This is a genomic window from Cryobacterium cryoconiti (genome assembly GCF_004403065.1).
Classification (GTDB): Bacteria; Actinomycetota; Actinomycetes; order Actinomycetales; family Microbacteriaceae; genus Cryobacterium; species Cryobacterium cryoconiti.
In genome coordinates, this window is the sequence record NZ_SOHA01000027.1 from 1 (window position 1) to 17,808 (window position 17,808).

Consider the following 17,808-nt stretch of genomic DNA (forward strand, 5'->3'; position numbering starts at 1 on the left):
ACCGGCTGCCGCGCCGGCGGCGGCTCCGGCCGCGGTTCGCGCCGCGTTGCCGGCCGCGGTCGCAGCGTACGTGCCCGCCTTGCGTGCGCTGCGGGCATCGCCGGCCTGGCGCTTGGCGGAGGCCAGGTCGAGGCGCAGACTGCGCATCGCGGCACTGACCCCCGTGCGCACCTCGTCGGCCAGTCGCCGCACGGAGTCGGCAACCTCGGTCTCGAGGTCGTGCAGATCTGCCTGGCGGGCCTGGAGTTCGGCGCGTCCGGCGTCGGTGATCTCGTAGACGGTCTTGCGGCCATCCGTCGACTTCGTGACGAGTCCTTCTTCTTCGAGCTTGGCCAGTCGGGGGTAGATCGTGCCGGCACTCGGGATGTAGGTGCCGCCGAAGCGGTCGCTGAGCGCCTGGATCAGCTCGTAGCCGTGCCGGGGCTGGTCGGCGAGCAGGCTGAGCAGGTAGAGGCGGAGACTGCCGTGGGCGAAGACGGGGGTCATTCCCAGACCTCCCCGTGAGCGTGGGCGTCGCCGGGTTCGGCGTCGGCCTGGCCGGAGGCTGCGGCCGCGGTCTCGACGTGCTGACGCACCACCGTGATGTCGCCCGAAACCGAGTTGGCCTGCAGTTCGAGCCAGTGGCCCTCGAGGGTGCCGGTGCTGGACTCGTAGCCCTTGCCGAAGGTGCCGCGGATGGTCTGGTCGTCGAGTTGCAGGGTGCCCGAGACGGTGTTCAGGCGGTAGCGGGTGGCCACGTCGGCGCCGAGGCGCACCGTGAGGTTGCCGCTGACCGTGTTGGTGTTGATGGAGTCGGGGGTGCCCTCGATGTCGAGGAACACCTCGCTGTTCACACCGTCGAGACTGAACCGGGTGATGGCCCCGCTCGCCGTGCAATCACCGGACACCGTGTGCACGATGATGCCGCCCACGTGGTCGCGCACGCTCATCTCGCCGTTCACGGCATTGAGCTCCAGGTCGCCGGTGACGCCGTCGACCACGATCTCACCCGACACCGTGCTGAGGCGCACGCCGGTCGTGAGGCCGGAGATGAGGGCCTCAGCGGAGATGACGCCGAGCTTCAGAGCGACATCGCGAGGAACCATGATGCTGACGTCGGCCTTCGCGGTGCCGCGGAACGAGGCGAACACGTCGAGGAAGTTGTCCCAGCGAAGTTGCGGGTGGTCGATCTCCAGGGTGTCGCCGTCGATCGAGATCTTGAGGTCCTTGCCGGTCACACTGTGCACCTCGATGCGCGTGCCGGGTTCGTCGTGGCCGATCACGTCGATCGTTCCGCCGATCATGCCCACCTTGAGCGTGCGCACGGTCTCGACATCGATCACCTTGGCCTGCCCGGGGGTCACGAGCCATTTTTCCAAAGCCATGGAATTCTCCTTAGTGGTGCGGCCTCCGGCTACGGATGCCCACCTCATTTTCACGATATATCGCGTCTTGGTGACATTCACGATATATCGCGTGTCACGCGGGGGCAAGTGTCCACCGGCACTCTGGGCCGCATTCTCAGGCGAGGCTCAGCGTGCGAGCGCCGCCCGCATCAGGGCTCGGGATCGGGGCTCAGCCCGCGGCCGGCGGCACGCTCGGCCGTTTCGATGGATTCGACCGGCGCAGCCCGTACGGTCAGCAGCGGGATCGAGGACTTGTTGGCGATCTCCCGGGCGACGCTGCCCAGAAAACGGGAGCGGCGCTGCCGGTGCGCGCCGAGCGCGAGGAGGTCGTAGGCGCCTGAGCCGGCCCGACGCAGGATCTGGTCCGCGGCGCTGCCCGTGGCCCGCGTGCTGTAGGGGTGCACGGCCAGTTCGGCGAGCCGGGTCACGGCACCGGACTGGATGCCGGCCGCGATGCGGTCGAGCTTCTCCGGGGCGGTGTCAAGGGCCGTGTCAAAGTCCAGAACCGTGAGCAGGGTCACCGTCTGGAGTCGGGCCCCGAGGAGCAGCACGGTCGTGACGGCGGCATGGTCGGCCGCCTCCGAGCCGTCGATGCAGACCAGAACGCGCACGTCTCCCTCGAGGGACTCGCCGGGCACCACGGCGGCCTCGGCCAGCTCCTCCCGCTCGAGGAAGACGGCCAGCCCGGCCAGCGCGATGGCGAACGGACCCGCGGCCAGACCGAGTGCCAGCCAGATCAGAGCGTCGTGGCCGCGTCGGATCATCACGAACGCTGCCGCGAGTCCCACCAGGACCCAGCCGATGACCACCAGGAGCGGTGTCACCCAGACGCCTTCTGCCCACATGCCTTCAGCATTGGCGGCCTGTGCCGAACCCGCAAGGGTGGCGGGCGGGCATCCGTGTGCCTGCTCACTCGCCGAGGGGGCTCCGGCTCCCTTCCCTTAGTACAGGAAGATCGGCAGCCACTCGCGGGTGTGCGCGTGCACGATCACGAGGAAGACCACCGCGTCGAAGAGCAGGTGCACCACCACGACGTAGGTGAGCGAGTTGGTGAGCTTGAATGTGTAGCCCTGCAGCAGCGCGAAGGGGAACGTCATCAGCGGCCCCCAGCTCTGATAGCCCAGTTCCCACAGGAACGAGGTGAAGATCACGGCCTGCAGCAGGTTGGCCTGCCAGTCGGGAAAATGCCGCCTGAGCAGGGCGAAGGCTGTGCAGATGAAGAAGAGTTCGTCCCAGATGCCGACGAAGCCGACGCCCACGAACAGCCGGGCGATCTCGTCCGGGGCGGTCACGGTGGGCCAGTTCAGGTAGGCGCCGGAGCGGATGAAATAGGTCGGCAGGATCAGGTAGCCCAGCAGCAGCACGAGCGGCAGGTACCACTTCTCCACGGTGGTCCAGCGCTGGCCGGTGCGGATCGGGAACCGGATGGCATGGTCGCCGAACACGTAGCGGGACAGCAGGTAGGGCACGAGCACCGCGAGGGTCAGCACGGTGCCCATCAGCACCATGTTCGGGTAGCTGATGTCGGCCTCGACCGAGATGGTGCTGACGATCAGCAGCCCGATCGCGAGCAGCAGCAGGTCCTTGAACAGGGGACGGTCCAGCACGAACGCGAGCCCGAGGCCGGCGGCAAGGAGCGCATAGCCGGGGACCGGTTCGCGCAGGCCGAACAGCACCACGGCCGACGCGGCGAGCAGCGCCGCGGGCACGAGTCCCCAGGAGGCGCGGGGGCGCATCCGTTCGCCTGGTGTAGCCGGCCCGGCGCTCGCGTCCGAGCCGGTGCCGGTTTCCCGTTTCGCGCCATCATCCATGGAATATGGTACCCAACCGCCCTGGCGTCGCCGCTAGGTTGGGGGTGTGAAAGCGCAGAGCGAAGCGGTGGGGGTGCTGCAGGCGCTCGTCGGCATCGATTCGGTCAACCCCGACCTGGTTCCGGGGGCCGCCGGCGAACGGATGATCGCAGCCTGGTGCGCCGAGTGGCTCACCCGGCGCGGGTTCGAGGTGCACCGACTCGAGGAGCACCCGGGGCGCCCCACGATCGTCGGCATCCGGCGCGGCACCGGGGGAGGACGCTCCCTGATGCTCAACGGGCACCTCGACACCGTGGGCGTCGGCGGATATGCAGGCGACCCGTTCTCGGGCGAGCTCCGGGACGGGCGCGTCTCCGGCCGGGGAACCTTCGACATGAAGGGTGGCGTCGCGGCGATCCTGGTCGCGGCGGCCCGGGCGACCGGGGTCGGGGCTCCGGTGCCCGACACCGCGGCGGCGACCGGCGCATCCGTTCTCGCCGGCGACGTCATCGTGACCCTGGTCGCCGACGAGGAGTTCGGCAGCCTCGGCACCATGGAGGTGCTGCGCCGCTTCCGCGCCGACGCGGCGATCGTGGCCGAGCCGAGCGAGCTGGCCCTCACGCTCGCGCACCGCGGTTTCGCCTGGTTCGAGGTGGAGCTCACCGGGCTGGCCGCCCACGGGTCCCAGCCCGAGCGCGGTGTCGACGCCATCGCGCACGCCGGCCTGGTGCTGCGCGCCCTCGACGAACTGCGGGCCGGGATCCAGGCGGCGCCGGCGCATCCGCTGCTCGGGCACGGCACCGTGCGCGTCTCGACCATCGCCGGGGGCACGGATGCCGCCACCGTCGCCGCCGCCTGCACGCTCACGATCGAGCGGCGCATGCTGCCCGGACAGAGCCCCGATCAGGTCGAGGCCGAACTCCGGGCGCTGCTGGAGCGGCTCGCCGGGAGCGTCGCCGGGTTCCGCTTCCGGCTGAGGCGGCTCGTGGCGCGCGGGGCGTTCGAGGCCGATCCCGAGTGGCCGATCGTGCGCGCCGTCAGCGCCCACGCCACCCACGTGCTCGGGCGCTCGCCGGAGATCCGCGGCGAGCCGTTCTGGACCGATGCCGGACTGCTGCACGAGGCCGGCATCCCCTGCCTGGTCGTGGGCGTCGACGGGGGCGGGGCGCACGCCGACACGGAGTGGGCGGACGCGGAATCCGTCGATGCCCTCACTGACATCCTGACCCGCACGATCGCCGACTTCTGCGCGTAGCCGCGGCGTCTCTCGCCGGCGTCGTCTTCCTGCGCATTGGCCGCGGAGACGAGCGGATTTGAACGCGGCGGCCCCGGCCGGTAATCTTTCCATTGAACTTATGGTTCGACCGGTGCCGGTCCTGGCTGGCGGTCCGGGTGGGGGAGACAGGTTTTGGCCGCATCCGTACACATCGGGAAGGCCGGGCCAATGAGAGAAACCTCTGAGGGTCGTTCGACGTCGTGACCCATCATTGGCCCGCGCGCGCGCGAATGTCAGTTGCGTCCGAGTCCGGCCTGCGAGCCACCTTCCCCGACCTGCCGCCGGTCGGCCCGACCGGGAACGAGACCGGGGGAGTGTTGGTTCGGGCGTTTGCCGCCACGTCCCAGGCCTCCCTGATCACCGATCCGCAGCAGAGAATTCTTCACGTCAGCGCGTCCTTCACCGCCATCACGGGTTATGGCGAAACCGAGCTCCTCGGCCGCGACTGCCGTGTGCTGCAAGGGCCAGGGTCGGACCCGGCGGTCACGGCGGCAATCCGGCGGGCGCTGAACTGCGGGGAGCCGTACGAGGGCGAGGTTCTCAACTACCGAAAGGACGGTTCCCCCTTCTGGAATAGCCTGAGCATCAGGCCGCTTCGTGACGATGACGGAACCATCACCCACTTTGTCAGCGTCCAGCGTGACATCACCGCACGCATGGCACACCAGGAGGAATTGCGGTTCCAGGCCAGCCACGATCCGGTGACCACCCTGCCGAACCGCCGCGCTCTGGATCTGCATCTGTCCGAGCGCGGAGCGCGTCCGGGGGCAGCCCTGGCCATGGTCGACGTCATCTCGCTCCGATCGATCAACGGCGCTTTCGGGTACGAGGCGGGCGACAGCCTGCTCAAACAACTCGGGCGCCGGATGCGGGATCGGCTGGCGGATGGGGACTTCCTGGCGTGTCTCGGCGGTGATCGGTTCGCCGTCGTCCTCGAGAACATCGACGGAGGGACCCGGTTAGCGGACTCTCTGGCGCGCCTGCACGGGGCCGTGGAGGCGCCTTTCTCGATCGCGCATCGGGGCCGGGGCCAGGACTGCGCCATCGCCGTGAGCATGGGATTGGCCCGCATCCCGAGAGACGGCCCGGCCGGTTCCCTCCTCCATCGAGCCGACGCCGCGCTCCGTCAGACCCGTGCGTCCCGGCCCGCGGGCCTCTGGTGGTCGCTGGCCCCGGACCCTCCCGAGGCTGCGCTACACCGGCACGTCGACACTGTCGCGGAAACGACCGATGCGCCTGCCGCCCGGTCCCTTCGGGATCGGCTGTTCGCCGGGGGGCTGTCCATGTTCATGCAACCGGTGCTGGACCTGCGCACCGGCGGGCTCCACCGGGTCGAGGCACTGGCCCGGTTGACGTTGGCGGACGGCACGGTGCTGGTGCCGGCACGGTTCCTTCCCGCCCTGGATGAGGCCGATCTCGACGAGCTGTTCCGGCGGGGCCTGGACCAGGCTCTCGCCTGCCTCACCCAGTGGGACCATGAGGGCCTCTCAACCGGGGTGTCGGTGAATCTCTCGCCGTCGACACTCCGGCATCCGGACTGTGCACGATGGGTCGGCGACGCGATCCGGCGCCATGGCATCGAGCCTGGCCGGCTCGGCCTGGAGCTGCTGGAGACGCTGGCGATGGATGCTGATGTGCAGATCGAGGCGATCGACCGACTCCTCCACCTTGGCGTGGGGCTCTCCCTCGACGATCTGGGCTCGGGCTACAGCACTCTCCAGCGCCTCTTCGCGCTTCCTTTCGATGCGATCAAACTCGACCGTGGCCTGCTCGACGAGATCCGGTCCAGGCCGGTGGAGACGCTGCGTGTCATCTCGGCACTGACCCAGATGGGTCGCGACTTCGGCGTCGGCGTCGTGATCGAAGGACTTGAGGACGTCGGGACGGCGGAGGCCGCGAGCATTCTCGGAGTGCCGCTGGGGCAGGGGTATGTCTTCGCCCGTCCCATGCCGGCAGCGGAGGTACCTGGCTGGGTGGCCGCGTTCGTCGTCCCGTTGCAACCCAACACGGTGCGGAGCGCTCTCGGCGCCCTCGCGTACCACTGGCAGTTTCTGTGCTTGGCATCGCCGCACCCGACCGGGCTCGACGGCTGTCCGCTGACCGACTTCATCTCGCGCCATTCGACGACCTCCGCGGATGCGCGGCGCTGGCACGCATATCAGCACGACCGGGCCGCTGACCCGGTGTACGGACGGATGCTGGCGGATTGGCTGGTCGATCTCGTCCGGGATGAACCCCTGGTCGAGTAGTTCAAGCGCGAATGGTGCGGGTGTAACCCCAATTTCGCGCCCGGGTCAGTTCGCCGGGCTGTCGATCGACGGATCGGAGGGATGCACCGAACCCTCGAGGGTCTCCTCGAGCCGGGCGTCTTCAGCTGTGGGCCGGGTGATCGCGAAGAACGGGATGGTCCAGTGGCAGAGCGGGCCGACCAGCAGTGCGAACAGCACCGTGCCGATGCCCACGTTGCCACCGAGCGCCCAGCCGATGCTGAGCACGGTCACCTCGATGCCCGTGCGCACGATCCAGATGCGCCAGCCCGTGCGCCTGTGCAGACCCGTCATCAATCCGTCGCGCGGGCCGGGACCGAAATGAGCGCCGATATAGAGGCCCGTGGCGATCGCCAGAACCAGCAGCCCCGCCGCGAACAGGATGATGCGTACCCAGAGATCGAGACCCGTCGGGATCAGCCAGAGGCCGACATCCGCCGCCGGCCCGACGAGGAGGGCGTTCAGCACGGTGCCCACGCCCGGTTTCTGACGTAGCGGGATCCAGAGCAGCAGCACGACGCCGCTGATCAGGACGGTGACCAGCCCGAAGCCGAGGCCGGTGCGGCCCGAAATGCCCTGGGTGAGGACGTCCCACGGGGCAACGCCGATCTCTCCGCGCACGATCAGCGCGATCCCCAGGCCGTACAGGAAGAGGCCGATGAGGAGTTGGGCGAGGCGACGGGTCATGGAAGTCCACACTATTGGTCCGCCACCACGCAACGGTCTGACCTGACGTTGCCGGGCCGACCGTGCCCGGCGTCGCGGATGCCGCCCCCGCGACGCCCGCGACCTGTCGGGCCGGCTGCTCGGGCGCTGCCCGGGCTCAGTCGTCGAGCACGAACGTGACCTCGATCACGACGTCGAACGAGGTGATCTCGCCGTCGGTCACCTCCACCTTCTGCTCCTTGACCCAGGCGCCGGAGACCCCACGCAGGGTCTTGCTCGCCCGGGCGATGCCGGCGGCGACGGCGTGCTCGAAGGATTCGTCGGACCGGACGCTGAGCGTGGTTACGCGTGCAACAGACATGGTTTCTCCTTGTCGTTCGGGTTGATGGGGCTTCTTGCGGGTGAGGGTACGCTCCTCCGCCGTCCTCGGCAGCAACGGCTGCCCCGGCCGGGAAGTCTGCACTCTCTGCAATGAGATACTGAACGAGTGCATTTTCTCGCTGTCTTGAGCATGAAGAACCGGGCGCTGATCGCGCTGATCACCATCGTCGTTGCCATTTTCGGCAGCCTCGCCCTGACCAGCCTCAAGCAGGAGCTGATTCCTTCCCTGCAGCTGCCGCAGCTGGTGGTTTCCACGAGCTATCCGGGCGCATCTCCCGAGGTGGTCAACGACGACGTGTCGACGCCGATCGAGACGGCGATCCAGGGCATCCCCGGCCTCGAATCCACCTCGACGACCAGCAGCACCAACGCGTCTCTGGTGAGCGCCACCTTCACCTACGGCACCGACCTGGTCAAGGCCGAATCGCGCATCAGCCAGGCCGTCAACCGCATCAAGTCGACCCTGCCGGAGAACCTCGACCCGCAGGTCCTCTCCGGCAGCATCGACGACTTCCCGGTGCTGTCCCTCGCCGTGTCCGGCGACTCCGAGACCCTCGCCGACGACCTCAAGCGCAGCGTGCTCGGCGACATCCGTGACGTGGAGGGCGTGCGCGAGGCGGCCCTCGTCGGTGACGCCGGCCGCCGGGTGACCATCACACCGGATGCCGCGCAGCTGGCCCAGCGCGGCCTCACCAGCCAGGACATCCGCAGTGCGCTGCAGCAGAACGGGTCGCTGATCCCGGCCGGGTCCTTGACCGAAGGCGACACGACCCTGTCGGTGCAGACCGGCGCGAAGCTGAACCAGGCCGAGGACATCGCCGCGCTGCCGATCATCGCCCCGGTACCCGGCGGGGGACCCACCACCATCGGTGACGTCGCGGGCGTCGCACTCGGAGACAACCCGGTCGCCAGCATCTCCCGCGTCGACGGAAAATCGGCCCTGACCATCGCGGTCACCAAGGTTCCCGCGGCGAACACGGTCGACGTGTCCGAGGCTGTCCGGGCGATCCTGCCTGACCTGGAGGCGGCCGTCTCCGGGGCGACCTTCACGGTGGTCTTCGACCAGGCGCCGTTCATCCAGGAATCCATCGACGCGCTCACCGAGGAGGGCCTGCTCGGGCTCATCTTCGCCGTGCTCGTGATCCTCGTCTTCCTGCTCTCGGTGCGGGCCACCCTGGTCACCGCGATCTCCATCCCGACCTCGGTGCTGATCACCTTCATCGGGCTGCAGAGCGTGGGCTATTCGCTGAACATCCTCACCCTCGGCGCCCTGACCATCGCGATCGGCCGTGTCGTCGACGACTCCATCGTGGTGATCGAGAACATCACCCGCAACCTGGTCGAGGGTGCCGATCGCGCCGCGACCATCGTGCGAGCGGTGCGCGAGGTTGCCGGGGCGATCACGGCCTCCACCATCACCACCGTCACCGTCTTCCTGCCGATCGCGTTCGTCGGCGGCTCGACCGGGGAGCTGTTCCGCCCGTTCGCGCTCACGGTCTCGATCGCCCTGCTCGCGTCGCTGCTGGTGTCGCTGACCATCGTGCCCGTGCTCGCGTACTGGTTCCTGCGGCCGGCCAAGGCTGTCGCTCCCGCTGCCGTCGTGCCGGCCGTCGAGGCTGCACCGGTGGTCGAGCCTGCCGAGACCCCCCGCGCACTGGCTTCACCGGTCTCGACAAGCTCGCCGGTCTCGACAAGCTCGACCACCGGATCGCGCCGCACCCGCCACAACGGCGTCGCCGCGGCCGCAGTCGCTGAGCGCCCGAGCCGACTGCAGACCGGCTACCTCCCGGTCATCCGCTGGACCCTGAACCACGCCGTCGCGACGCTCCTGGTCGCGGTGCTCGTGCTCGGTGGCACGGTGGCCCTGATTCCCTTTATGAAGATCAACTTCCTCGGCTCGAGCGGGCAGACCACCTTCCGGGTCACCCAGACGCTGCCGGTGGGAACCAGCCTCGCCGCGCAGGACGAAGCCTCCACGGCAGCCGAGAAGACCCTGCGCGGCACCGACGGCGTCGAGATCGTGCAGGTCTCCATCGGCGGCGGCAACGCCCTGGCTGCTTTCGGGGGCGGTGTCTCCTCGAGCACCGTGACCTACTCGATAACGACCGACGGGGAGGCCAACCCCGATGAGGTGCAGGATGTCGTGCGCGACCAGCTCACGGCCCTGGACGGTACCGGAGAATTCTCCGTCTCGTCCGGCGGCGGGTTCGGCGGGTCATCCGATATCGCCGTGGACGTAACCGCCGCCTCGAACGCCGACCTGCAGACGGCCACCGACGCGGTGCTCGCCTCCGTGAAGGACCTCGACTCGATCAAGGAGAGCTCGAGCAACCTCGCAGCCTCGCGTCCGTACATCGCGGTGACCGTCGACCGGGGTGCCGCAGGCGCCGCGGGCCTGAGCGAGCTCGCCCTCGGCACGCTGGTGTCGCAGGCGATGCAGCCCAGTGTGATCGGATCCATCGTGATCGACGAGACGACCCTGTCGGTGTACCTGCAGACGGATGCGCCGCCGACCACGACGGCCGAGCTGTCCGCCCTGCAGATCCCGACTCTGGCCGGACCCGTGGCCCTCGACACGCTGGCCACCGTCGCGCAGACCGAGGGTCCGTCGACCCTCACGACGACGAAGGGGCTGCGCACGGCGACCGTGTCCGCCACCCCCAACATCGACGACCTGGGCGCGGCCAACGCAGAGATGACCGCAGCCCTGGCCGACACCGACCTGCCGGAGGGGGCGACCGCCACACTCGGCGGCGTCACGGCCGACCAGACCGAGGCGTTCGCGCAGCTCGGGCTGGCCCTGCTGATCGCCATCCTGATCGTCTACATCGTGATGGTGGCGACGTTCCGCTCGCTGCTGCAACCGTTGCTGCTACTCGTGTCGGTGCCGTTCGCGGCGACCGGCGCGATCGCCCTGCAGGTGATCACCGGCATCCCGCTGGGTGTGCCCTCGCTGATCGGCGTGCTGATGCTGATCGGCATCGTCGTGACCAACGCCATCGTGCTGATCGACCTGGTCAACCAGTACCGGCGCAGTGGGCAGTCGGTGCGCGATGCGCTCGTCAACGGCTCGTCCCGTCGTCTGCGGCCGATCCTGATGACGGCGCTCGCCACCATCTTCGCGCTGCTGCCGATGGCGGCCGGGCTCACCGGAACGGGCGGCTTCATCTCGCAGCCGCTGGCGCTCGTGGTCATCGGCGGGCTGGTCTCCTCGACCGTGCTGACCCTGGTGGTGCTGCCCGTGCTGTATTTCCTGGTCGAGGGCGGCCGGGAGCGCCGGGCCGAGCGGCGCGAGCTGCGGGCATCCGCCGGCGCCATCTCGGACGTCTCCCGGGCCTGACCCGCGCCGGGGCTGGCGCCGGTTGCTCGTCCCCGGCGTGCATAACTCCTGCAAATCCTGAGTCGCGGGTCTGACTGCCGCGGTTTTCCGGGGCAATGGCCGAGGCTGCAGCGAAATTGCAGGAGTTATGCGGCGCTAGAACGTGACCGGGGCCGGCGCCAGCGGGCCGGTGCGCACGATCTCCGTGCTGTCGTCGTCGCAGCCGTCGATGGGGTTCGGCGTGGCCACCCGGCTCGCGGTGTCCCAGCCGGGCAGCGTCACGTCGAGAGCGTCCACCGGAACGAGGGGGCAACCGTACGCGCCGGCCTGGCCGAGGTGCAGCAGGCTGTAAGCGGATGTCCCGGGCTCCAGTGCGACGACCGTCACCGTGTACCAGCGTCCCGGCTCGGTGCCGGAGACGGCCCCGACCGGCTCGCCCGTGGCCGCGCTGACCAGAGTCGTCACCGGGTAGCCCTCGACCGTGCACGCCGCTTCGCCGGTGTTCGTCAGTCGCAGGTCCCAGAAGAAGTTGCCGGCGCCGCTGTCCTGCGGCCGCGACTGCAGGGACGCCTCCAGATCGGCTCGGCCGCACGGGACCGGGCCGGCAGCAGAGTCGGGGGCAGGGGTCGTGGTGGTGGCCGCGGACGGAGCCGCGGACGGCGAAACGGTTGCGGAAGGAGTGGCCGTCGTTCCGGTGCCGGGCGGGGGCGAACTCGGCCCCGCGCATCCGGTCAGAAGCACGGCAACCACGGCGAGTGCCGCTGGTGATCGCCCCCTCGATGCAGACCCCCGACTCCCACTCCGCGTCTTCGACATGACGCCAGTTTCACACGCTTTGGGCGCGCTCGCCGGGCGGGACGCCGTCGCACAGAAACCGGCAGTGGACCCAACCGATCCTGACCTAGACTCAATCCCAAAGGGGGGGTCTGTTGAGCACGCAATTTCCGAAGTTCCTGAACGCACGCTACCGGGTGAAAGACCTGATCGGGCGTGGCGGAATGGCCTCCGTCTACCGTGCCACCGACGAACGCCTCGGGCGGGACGTGGCAATCAAGATCTTTGAACTCCGCGCCACCGACGAACCCGACATCCAGCGCCAGCAATCCGAGATCAACGTGCTGGCGAGCCTGAACCACCACAGCCTCGTCACCCTGTTCGACGTCGGCGTTGATCGGACGGAGGCGAAGCATCCGCAGATCTACCTCGTGATGGAGCTCGTGGACGGCGTCGACCTGCGCCGGAGACTCGATGGGCCTCCGATGTCGACCCGGCATATCGCCCAAATCGGCTATGACCTGGCCGAAGGGCTCGACTACATCCACGGGCGCGGCGTCATTCACCGCGATATCAAACCGGCGAACATCCTCCTCGCGGAATACAGCTCGGATTCTCGGGCGCGCGCCAGGTTGACCGACTTCGGCATCGCACTGTTCCCGGATAGTGCGCGGGTGACCAGCCAGGGGATGACCACGGGAACGGCCGCCTATCTCAGCCCGGAGCAGGCACGGGGAGAGGACGTCGGTGCGGCGAGCGACATCTACGCCTTGGGGCTCGTTCTGCTGGAGTGTTTCACCGGCGAGGCGGCGTTCCCCGGGGAACCGATCCCGTCGGCCCTGGCCAGGCTCCACCGCGACCCGACCATCCCGGAGGAACTCCCCCCGGAGTGGCGGCACCTCCTGTCGACCATGCTGGCCCGCGAGCCGGAGCAGCGGCCGCCGACCGCCGAGGTTGTGCTCGCCCTGCACCAGGCCGTCATCGCGGAAACCGGTCGTCACCGCAGTGCCGCAGATCACCACCTCGCCAGTGACGAACGAGAGCGGCTGCAGGAAATCACCCGCCTCGATATTCTCGACACGCCCTCCGACGGCACATTCGACCGGATCACGTCACTGGCCGCCCGGCTGTTCTCCGTACCGATCGCGATCGTCAGCATCGTCGATACCGATCGCATCTGGTTCAAATCGCATCACGGCCTCGACATCGAGGAGATCCCACGCGATCCGGGCCTCTGCGCCTCGGCGATCATGTCTGATGGCCCCTGGATCGTTGAAAACGCCCGCGCCGACCCGCGTGCGCTGGCGAACCCTCTCGTGGCCGAGCAATTCGGTCTGCAGTTCTACGCCGGGGTTCCCCTGACGACCCGGAACGGCTACAACCTCGGCACGCTGTGTGTTCTCGACTTCGAACCGCGCCTCATCACCGAGGCGGAAATCCGCACCCTCACGGATCTCGCCGCCCTGGTGGTCAGCGAACTCGAACTGCGCCTGGAAAGCCGGCGCCTCGCCCTATCTGATGACTGAGCGGTCAGGCTGAGTCCTCTTTCGGCCGGGCACCGACCTCAATGCTGCTGATGCGTAACCCGTCGAGGGCGGCGACCCGCAGCTGGTAGTCCCCGGTCATAACGGTGTCGCCCACCTGGGGCAGGCGTCCGAGCAGGTAGGTGACGAAGCCGGCCGCGGTCTCGTACGGGCCGTCCTCGAGTTCGACTCCCGTGGCATCCGTGAAGTCTTCGATGTTCAGGTCGCCATCGGCCAGCCGGGCATGACCGAACTCGGCCGCAGGATGTTCCTGGGCCGGTAGGTCGTACTCGTCGTGGATCTCACCGACGAGCTCCTCGACGAGGTCCTCGAGCGTGACGATGCCGTCGGTGCCGCCGTACTCGTCGACGACGATTGCGATGTGCACGCCGGCGCGGCGCAGCTGGGTCATGGCCGGCAGGATGCGATTGTTACCGGGCAGGAAGACAATCGAACGCGCCACTTCGGCGACCGTCGTCGCACCGGGGTGGGCGTCGGGGTCCAGGAGGTCGCGCACGTGCACGAAACCCAGCACCTCGTCGACGGAGCGGCCGATCACCGGGTAACGGGAGTGTGGCAGCGAGCGGATCTCCTCCAAGGCGGCGGGGATCGACTGGCTGCCGACCAGAAAGTCAACGTCCCCACGATGGCGCATCACCTCTTGGACCAGGCGGTTGGTCGCGTCGAGCACCTCGCTCAGGATGTGCCGTTCCTCGATCGCGAGGCCCTCGTGCGCGTCGACCAGATCGCGCAGCTCCTCATCGGTCATGAGTTCACTCCGGGCGTGCGGGTCTCCGCCCAGCAGCCGCACGACGGCGTTCGTGGAGACGGACAGCAGCCAGATCACGGGGCGCATCAGGGTTGCGAATACCTGGAGCGGCGGTGCGAGCGTGAGCGCGAAGCTGCTGGCTTTCTGCAGCGCGAATCGCTTCGGCACGAGTTCCCCGAGCACCAGGGAGAGGTAGGCGACGACAAGAGTCATGCCGATCACGGCGACCGTGTCCGCAGCCCCTGGTGAGAGCCCGAGCCGCTCGAGCAGCGGGGCGATATCGGGTGCCAGGGTGGACGCGCCGTAGGCGGCAGACAGGAACCCGGCGACGGTGACGCCGATCTGCACCGCCGCCAGAAACCGGTTCGGGTCCCGGGCCAGGCGGGAGACGGTCGCACCGCGCCGACCCTCTCGTTCCAAGGCGTGCAGCTGGCTCGCGCGCAGCGACACCAGAGCGATCTCGGTCGCGGCGAACACGCCTCCGATGAGCACGAACAGCAGCACGAGCCCCAGGTTCAACAGGGTGTACCCGTCCATCAGGCGACCGTTCCCGGCTGGCCGCTTCGGCTGGTCGGGTGGGGATTTCGGGAATGCTCCACCTGATCAGTCTAAAGCCGGGTCCGCGCTACTGCCGCTTATGGTCTTCCGGGCCGGGCACGCCGGGCAGGATGTCGGAGATCCCGGTGTCGCGTGACCAGGGCCGGCCGATGCCGCTCCACATCGGTACCCGGCGGATGAACCCCGGGGTGCCCGGTGGCGAAGCCGGCCAATCTCCTGAGTGAGCCACGGTCAGGCGGGCCACCGGCCGCCCGCCAGCGGATCCCGTGCATAACTCCTGCAATATCCGTAGCCTGCTCCGGACATCCGCGGAATTCCGCGGGAGACTGGCCGGCAGCTGAGCAATTTGCAGGAGTTATGCACGAGGGGCTGGGGCGAGCGGCGCCGGGCTGCGACCGACACCGGAGCGAACGCCCTGCCGCCAGACCGCCCAGGTCAGCGGCACGCCGGGGCGGTAGGCGAGATGGGCGACGGATGGCGCGTCGAGCACCTGCAGGTCGGCCCGCCCGCCCACGCGGAGGGCTCCGACCGCGTCCGAACCCGTGTCGCGGTTCAGCGCCCGGGCGCCGCCGCGGGTCGCCGCCCACACCGCCTCCTCGATCGTCAGGCCCATCTGCAGCACGGCGGTGGCCACGCAGAACCCCATCGACGTCGTGTAGGAGCTGCCCGGATTGCAGTTGGTGGCCAGGGCGATGCTCGCGCCGGCGTCGACGAGTCGCCGCGCCGGCGGGAACGGCTGCCGGGTGGACAGGTCGCAGGCCGGGAGCAGGGTCGCCACGGTGGCCGAGCCGGCGAGGGCGTCGATGTCCGCCGACTCCAGGTGATTGCAGTGGTCGACGCTGGCCGCGCCGAGTTCCACCGCGAGCCGAACCCCGCCGCTGAATCCCAGCTGGTTGCCGTGCAGTCGCAGGCCGAGTCCGGCGGCGCGGCCGGCCAGCAGCATCTCCCGGCTCTCCTCCACATCGAACGCGCCCACCTCGCAGAACGCGTCGACGAACTGCACGTGCGGCGCCACGGCGGCGAGCATCGGCCCGGTGACGAGGTCGAGGTAGTCGCGCCGGTCGATGCCCGGGGGCACTATATGCGCGCCAAGGAATGTGACCACATCGGCGACGGATGCCGCCACGCGCGCCGACCGCACCTCGCTCGCCAGATCGAGGCCGTAGCCGGTTTTGCTCTCGAGGAACGTGGTGCCCTGCGCCTCGGCCTCCTGCCTGAGCCGGGCCGCCGAGGCCTCGAGCTGATCCTCGGTCGCGGCGCGGGTGGCGGCCACGGTGGTCAGGATTCCGCCGGCCGCATACGGCTGCCCGGCCATCCGGGCCTCGAATTCGGCGGCCCGGTCGCCCGCGAACACCAGGTGGGTGTGGCTGTCGACCCAGCCGGGCAGGGCGGCCCGGCCGCCGACATCCGTGCGGAGGTCGGCCGCCGGCGCCGCTGACGCCGGACCGATCCAGGCGATGCGGCCTTCCGCGATCACGAGGGCGGCGTCGGCGAGGCGCGGGGTGTCATCCGCCTGGGTGGTCAGCTCCCGGATACCGGTGATCAGCTCGGTCGGTTCGGTGGTCACGGTCGTTCTCCTGACGCGGGTGTGGTGGGTTCGCCCAGCATGGCGAGGGCGTCGCGCAGCAGAATCTCGGGTCTCAGCGCGCCCGGCGGATGTCCGTCGAGCACGCCCGAGCCGCCTGCCACCAGCACCCCGGAGTCGGCGACGACCCGTCCGCCCACGATCACCCGGCGCACGTCGGCGGCCGTCGCCGTCAGCGGCAGCTGCCCCGGCAGCGATCCGGCCGTGCGGATGCTGTCGCCCGCCACCTCCACCAGGTCGCACAGGTCACCGGGCGCGAGGCGCTGCCGGCCGAGTCCGAGCGCCGCGTAGCCGTTGTCCGATGCCGCCGCGAGCAGTTCGGCGGGAGCGAACCGGCCGCGCCGGCCCGAGGCCAGGCGTTCGCCGGCCTCCAGGCCGCGCATCTCGAGCAGCGGGTCGATGACGGCGTTCTGGTCCGAGCCGAGGGCGATCCGCGCGCCCGCCCGTTGCAGAGCAAGGGCCGGCCCGATCCCGTCGCCGAGGTCGGCTTCCGTGGTCGGGCAGATCACGACCGTCGCCCCGGATGTCCCGATCAACGTCACATCCCCGTCGGTGAGGTGCGTGGCGTGCACGATGCTCAGCCGCGGAGCGAGCGCCCCGAGCCCGGCCAGCACCTCGGTCGGGGTGCGCCCGTACGCGGCCCGGCAGTCCGCGTTCTCCTGCGGTTGTTCCGACAGGTGGATGTGCAGCGGCACGGCATCGGGCAGCCCGGCGAGCGACTCCTCCATTGCGGCGTCGGTCACCGCCCGCACGGAGTGGATGGCGGCGCCCAGGGTGACGCGGGAGTCCGTGCCGCCGGCGACCGGGCCGTCGTCAGACCCGCCGAGCGCCGCACGCAGCGCGTGCCACCGGGCCAGCCAGGCTGCTGCCGACCCGTCGCTGAAGGCGCGTTGCTCGGGGGCGAGCGGAACGCCGATCCCGCCGTCGAGGTAGAGCGTGTCGAGCAGCACCAGACGGATGCCGACCTCGCGTGCCGCGGCCGCCAGCGCCAGTTCCATGGCGTGCTCGGCCGGGTACCGGGAGCCGTCCGGCCGGTGGTGCAGATAGTGGAATTCACCGACCGCGGTGTAGCCGCACACCAGCATCTCGGCGAAAACGGCCCGCGCCAGCCGGAAATACCGTTCGGGATCAAGGTGCCCCGCCACGGCGTACATCGCCTGCCGCCACTGCCAGAAGTCGCCTGCGGCGTCGTGCGTGCGGCCCCGCAGTGCGCGGTGGAAGGCGTGCGAGTGCGCGTTGGCCAGCCCCGGCAACACGGTGCCGAGGCGCACGTCGCCGGGCTGCGGTGCGGAGTGCGGGGTGACGGCGATGAGTCGTCCGTTCCAGCCCACCTCGAGGCGCACGCCCGGCAAGGCCACCCCGTCAAGCAGCGCCAGTTCGCACCAGAAGGCGACGGCCGGCAGCCGAGCATTCGACAGCCGAGCATTCGGCAGTCGAGCCGCAGCCGGTGGTCGAGCCGCAGCCGGCAGTCGAGCCGCAGCCGGTGGTCGAGCCGCAGCCGGCAGTCGAGCCGCA

General features: G+C 69.6%; 14 protein-coding genes. 4 read left to right on the forward strand and 10 right to left on the reverse strand.

The features are described from left to right. The 4 genes from E3T49_RS08715 to E3T49_RS08730 all read right to left on the reverse strand — a co-directional run. Positions 1 to 486, reverse strand: a 486-nt coding sequence (locus tag E3T49_RS08715; RefSeq protein ID WP_134424548.1) for a PadR family transcriptional regulator, incomplete at its 3' end; no start/stop codon positions are given. Continuing rightward, positions 483 to 1,364: a DUF4097 family beta strand repeat-containing protein gene (locus E3T49_RS08720; RefSeq protein WP_134424549.1), complete on the reverse strand. Its 882-nt coding sequence runs from the start codon at positions 1,362 to 1,364 to the stop codon at positions 483 to 485. The genes E3T49_RS08715 and E3T49_RS08720, both read right to left, overlap by 4 nt. A 170-nt stretch (positions 1,365 to 1,534) precedes the next feature. After that, positions 1,535 to 2,230 (reverse strand): universal stress protein, encoded by a 696-nt coding sequence (locus E3T49_RS08725; RefSeq protein WP_134424550.1) that lies wholly within the window; start codon positions 2,228 to 2,230, stop codon positions 1,535 to 1,537. Between the two features lie 96 nt (positions 2,231 to 2,326). Continuing rightward, on the reverse strand, positions 2,327 to 3,196 hold the full coding sequence (locus E3T49_RS08730) for a CPBP family intramembrane glutamic endopeptidase (protein ID WP_338145420.1): 870 nt from the start codon (positions 3,194 to 3,196) through the stop codon (positions 2,327 to 2,329). Between the two features lie 46 nt (positions 3,197 to 3,242). On the opposite strand from E3T49_RS08730, the gene E3T49_RS08735 reads away from it, so the two are divergent. After that, positions 3,243 to 4,430, forward strand: coding sequence for a M20/M25/M40 family metallo-hydrolase (locus tag E3T49_RS08735; protein WP_241972722.1), 1,188 nt, complete (start codon positions 3,243 to 3,245; stop codon positions 4,428 to 4,430). A 251-nt stretch (positions 4,431 to 4,681) separates the two neighbouring features. Beyond that, on the forward strand, positions 4,682 to 6,700 hold the full coding sequence (locus E3T49_RS08740) for a GGDEF domain-containing phosphodiesterase (RefSeq protein ID WP_134424551.1): 2,019 nt from the start codon (positions 4,682 to 4,684) through the stop codon (positions 6,698 to 6,700). 45 nt (positions 6,701 to 6,745) lie between these two features. On the opposite strand, the gene yczE is transcribed toward E3T49_RS08740, so the two are convergent. Together yczE and E3T49_RS08750 are read right to left on the reverse strand one after the other, a co-directional pair. Next, positions 6,746 to 7,405 carry a membrane protein YczE gene (gene yczE, locus E3T49_RS08745; RefSeq protein ID WP_198414241.1) on the reverse strand — a complete coding sequence of 220 codons (660 nt, stop codon included), beginning with the start codon at positions 7,403 to 7,405 and terminating at the stop codon, positions 6,746 to 6,748. A 136-nt stretch (positions 7,406 to 7,541) separates the two neighbouring features. Continuing rightward, positions 7,542 to 7,745: a dodecin family protein gene (locus E3T49_RS08750; RefSeq protein ID WP_134424552.1), complete on the reverse strand. Its 204-nt coding sequence runs from the start codon at positions 7,743 to 7,745 to the stop codon at positions 7,542 to 7,544. Between the two features lie 126 nt (positions 7,746 to 7,871). On the opposite strand from E3T49_RS08750, the gene E3T49_RS08755 reads away from it, so the two are divergent. After that, a complete protein-coding gene (locus tag E3T49_RS08755) occupies positions 7,872 to 11,105 on the forward strand; it encodes an efflux RND transporter permease subunit (protein ID WP_134424553.1) in 3,234 nt (1,077 codons plus the stop codon). Between the two features lie 135 nt (positions 11,106 to 11,240). Here the strand turns inward: E3T49_RS08755 and E3T49_RS08760 are convergent, their stop codons facing one another. Then, entirely contained in the window at positions 11,241 to 11,834 is a 594-nt protein-coding gene (locus E3T49_RS08760; protein ID WP_166785505.1) for a DUF4232 domain-containing protein, read from the reverse strand. A gap of 179 nt (positions 11,835 to 12,013) precedes the next feature. On the opposite strand from E3T49_RS08760, the gene E3T49_RS08765 reads away from it, so the two are divergent. Next, positions 12,014 to 13,384, forward strand: a complete 1,371-nt coding sequence (locus E3T49_RS08765) for a protein kinase domain-containing protein (protein ID WP_241972723.1) — start codon at positions 12,014 to 12,016, stop codon at positions 13,382 to 13,384. A gap of 4 nt (positions 13,385 to 13,388) precedes the next feature. On the opposite strand, the gene E3T49_RS08770 is transcribed toward E3T49_RS08765, so the two are convergent. The 3 genes from E3T49_RS08770 to E3T49_RS08780 all read right to left on the reverse strand — a co-directional run bounded on the left by E3T49_RS08770 (position 13,389) and on the right by E3T49_RS08780 (position 17,726). Next, a complete protein-coding gene (locus E3T49_RS08770; protein ID WP_134424556.1) occupies positions 13,389 to 14,687 on the reverse strand; it encodes a hemolysin family protein in 1,299 nt (432 codons plus the stop codon). Positions 14,688 to 15,063: 376 nt separating this feature from the next. Further along, positions 15,064 to 16,275 (reverse strand): imidazolonepropionase, encoded by a 1,212-nt coding sequence (gene hutI / locus E3T49_RS08775; protein ID WP_134424557.1) that lies wholly within the window; start codon positions 16,273 to 16,275, stop codon positions 15,064 to 15,066. Further along, positions 16,272 to 17,726: a formimidoylglutamate deiminase gene (locus E3T49_RS08780; protein WP_338145421.1), complete on the reverse strand. Its 1,455-nt coding sequence runs from the start codon at positions 17,724 to 17,726 to the stop codon at positions 16,272 to 16,274. The genes hutI and E3T49_RS08780 overlap by 4 nt, the downstream gene beginning before the upstream one ends. Between the last annotated feature and the right edge of the window lie 82 nt (positions 17,727 to 17,808).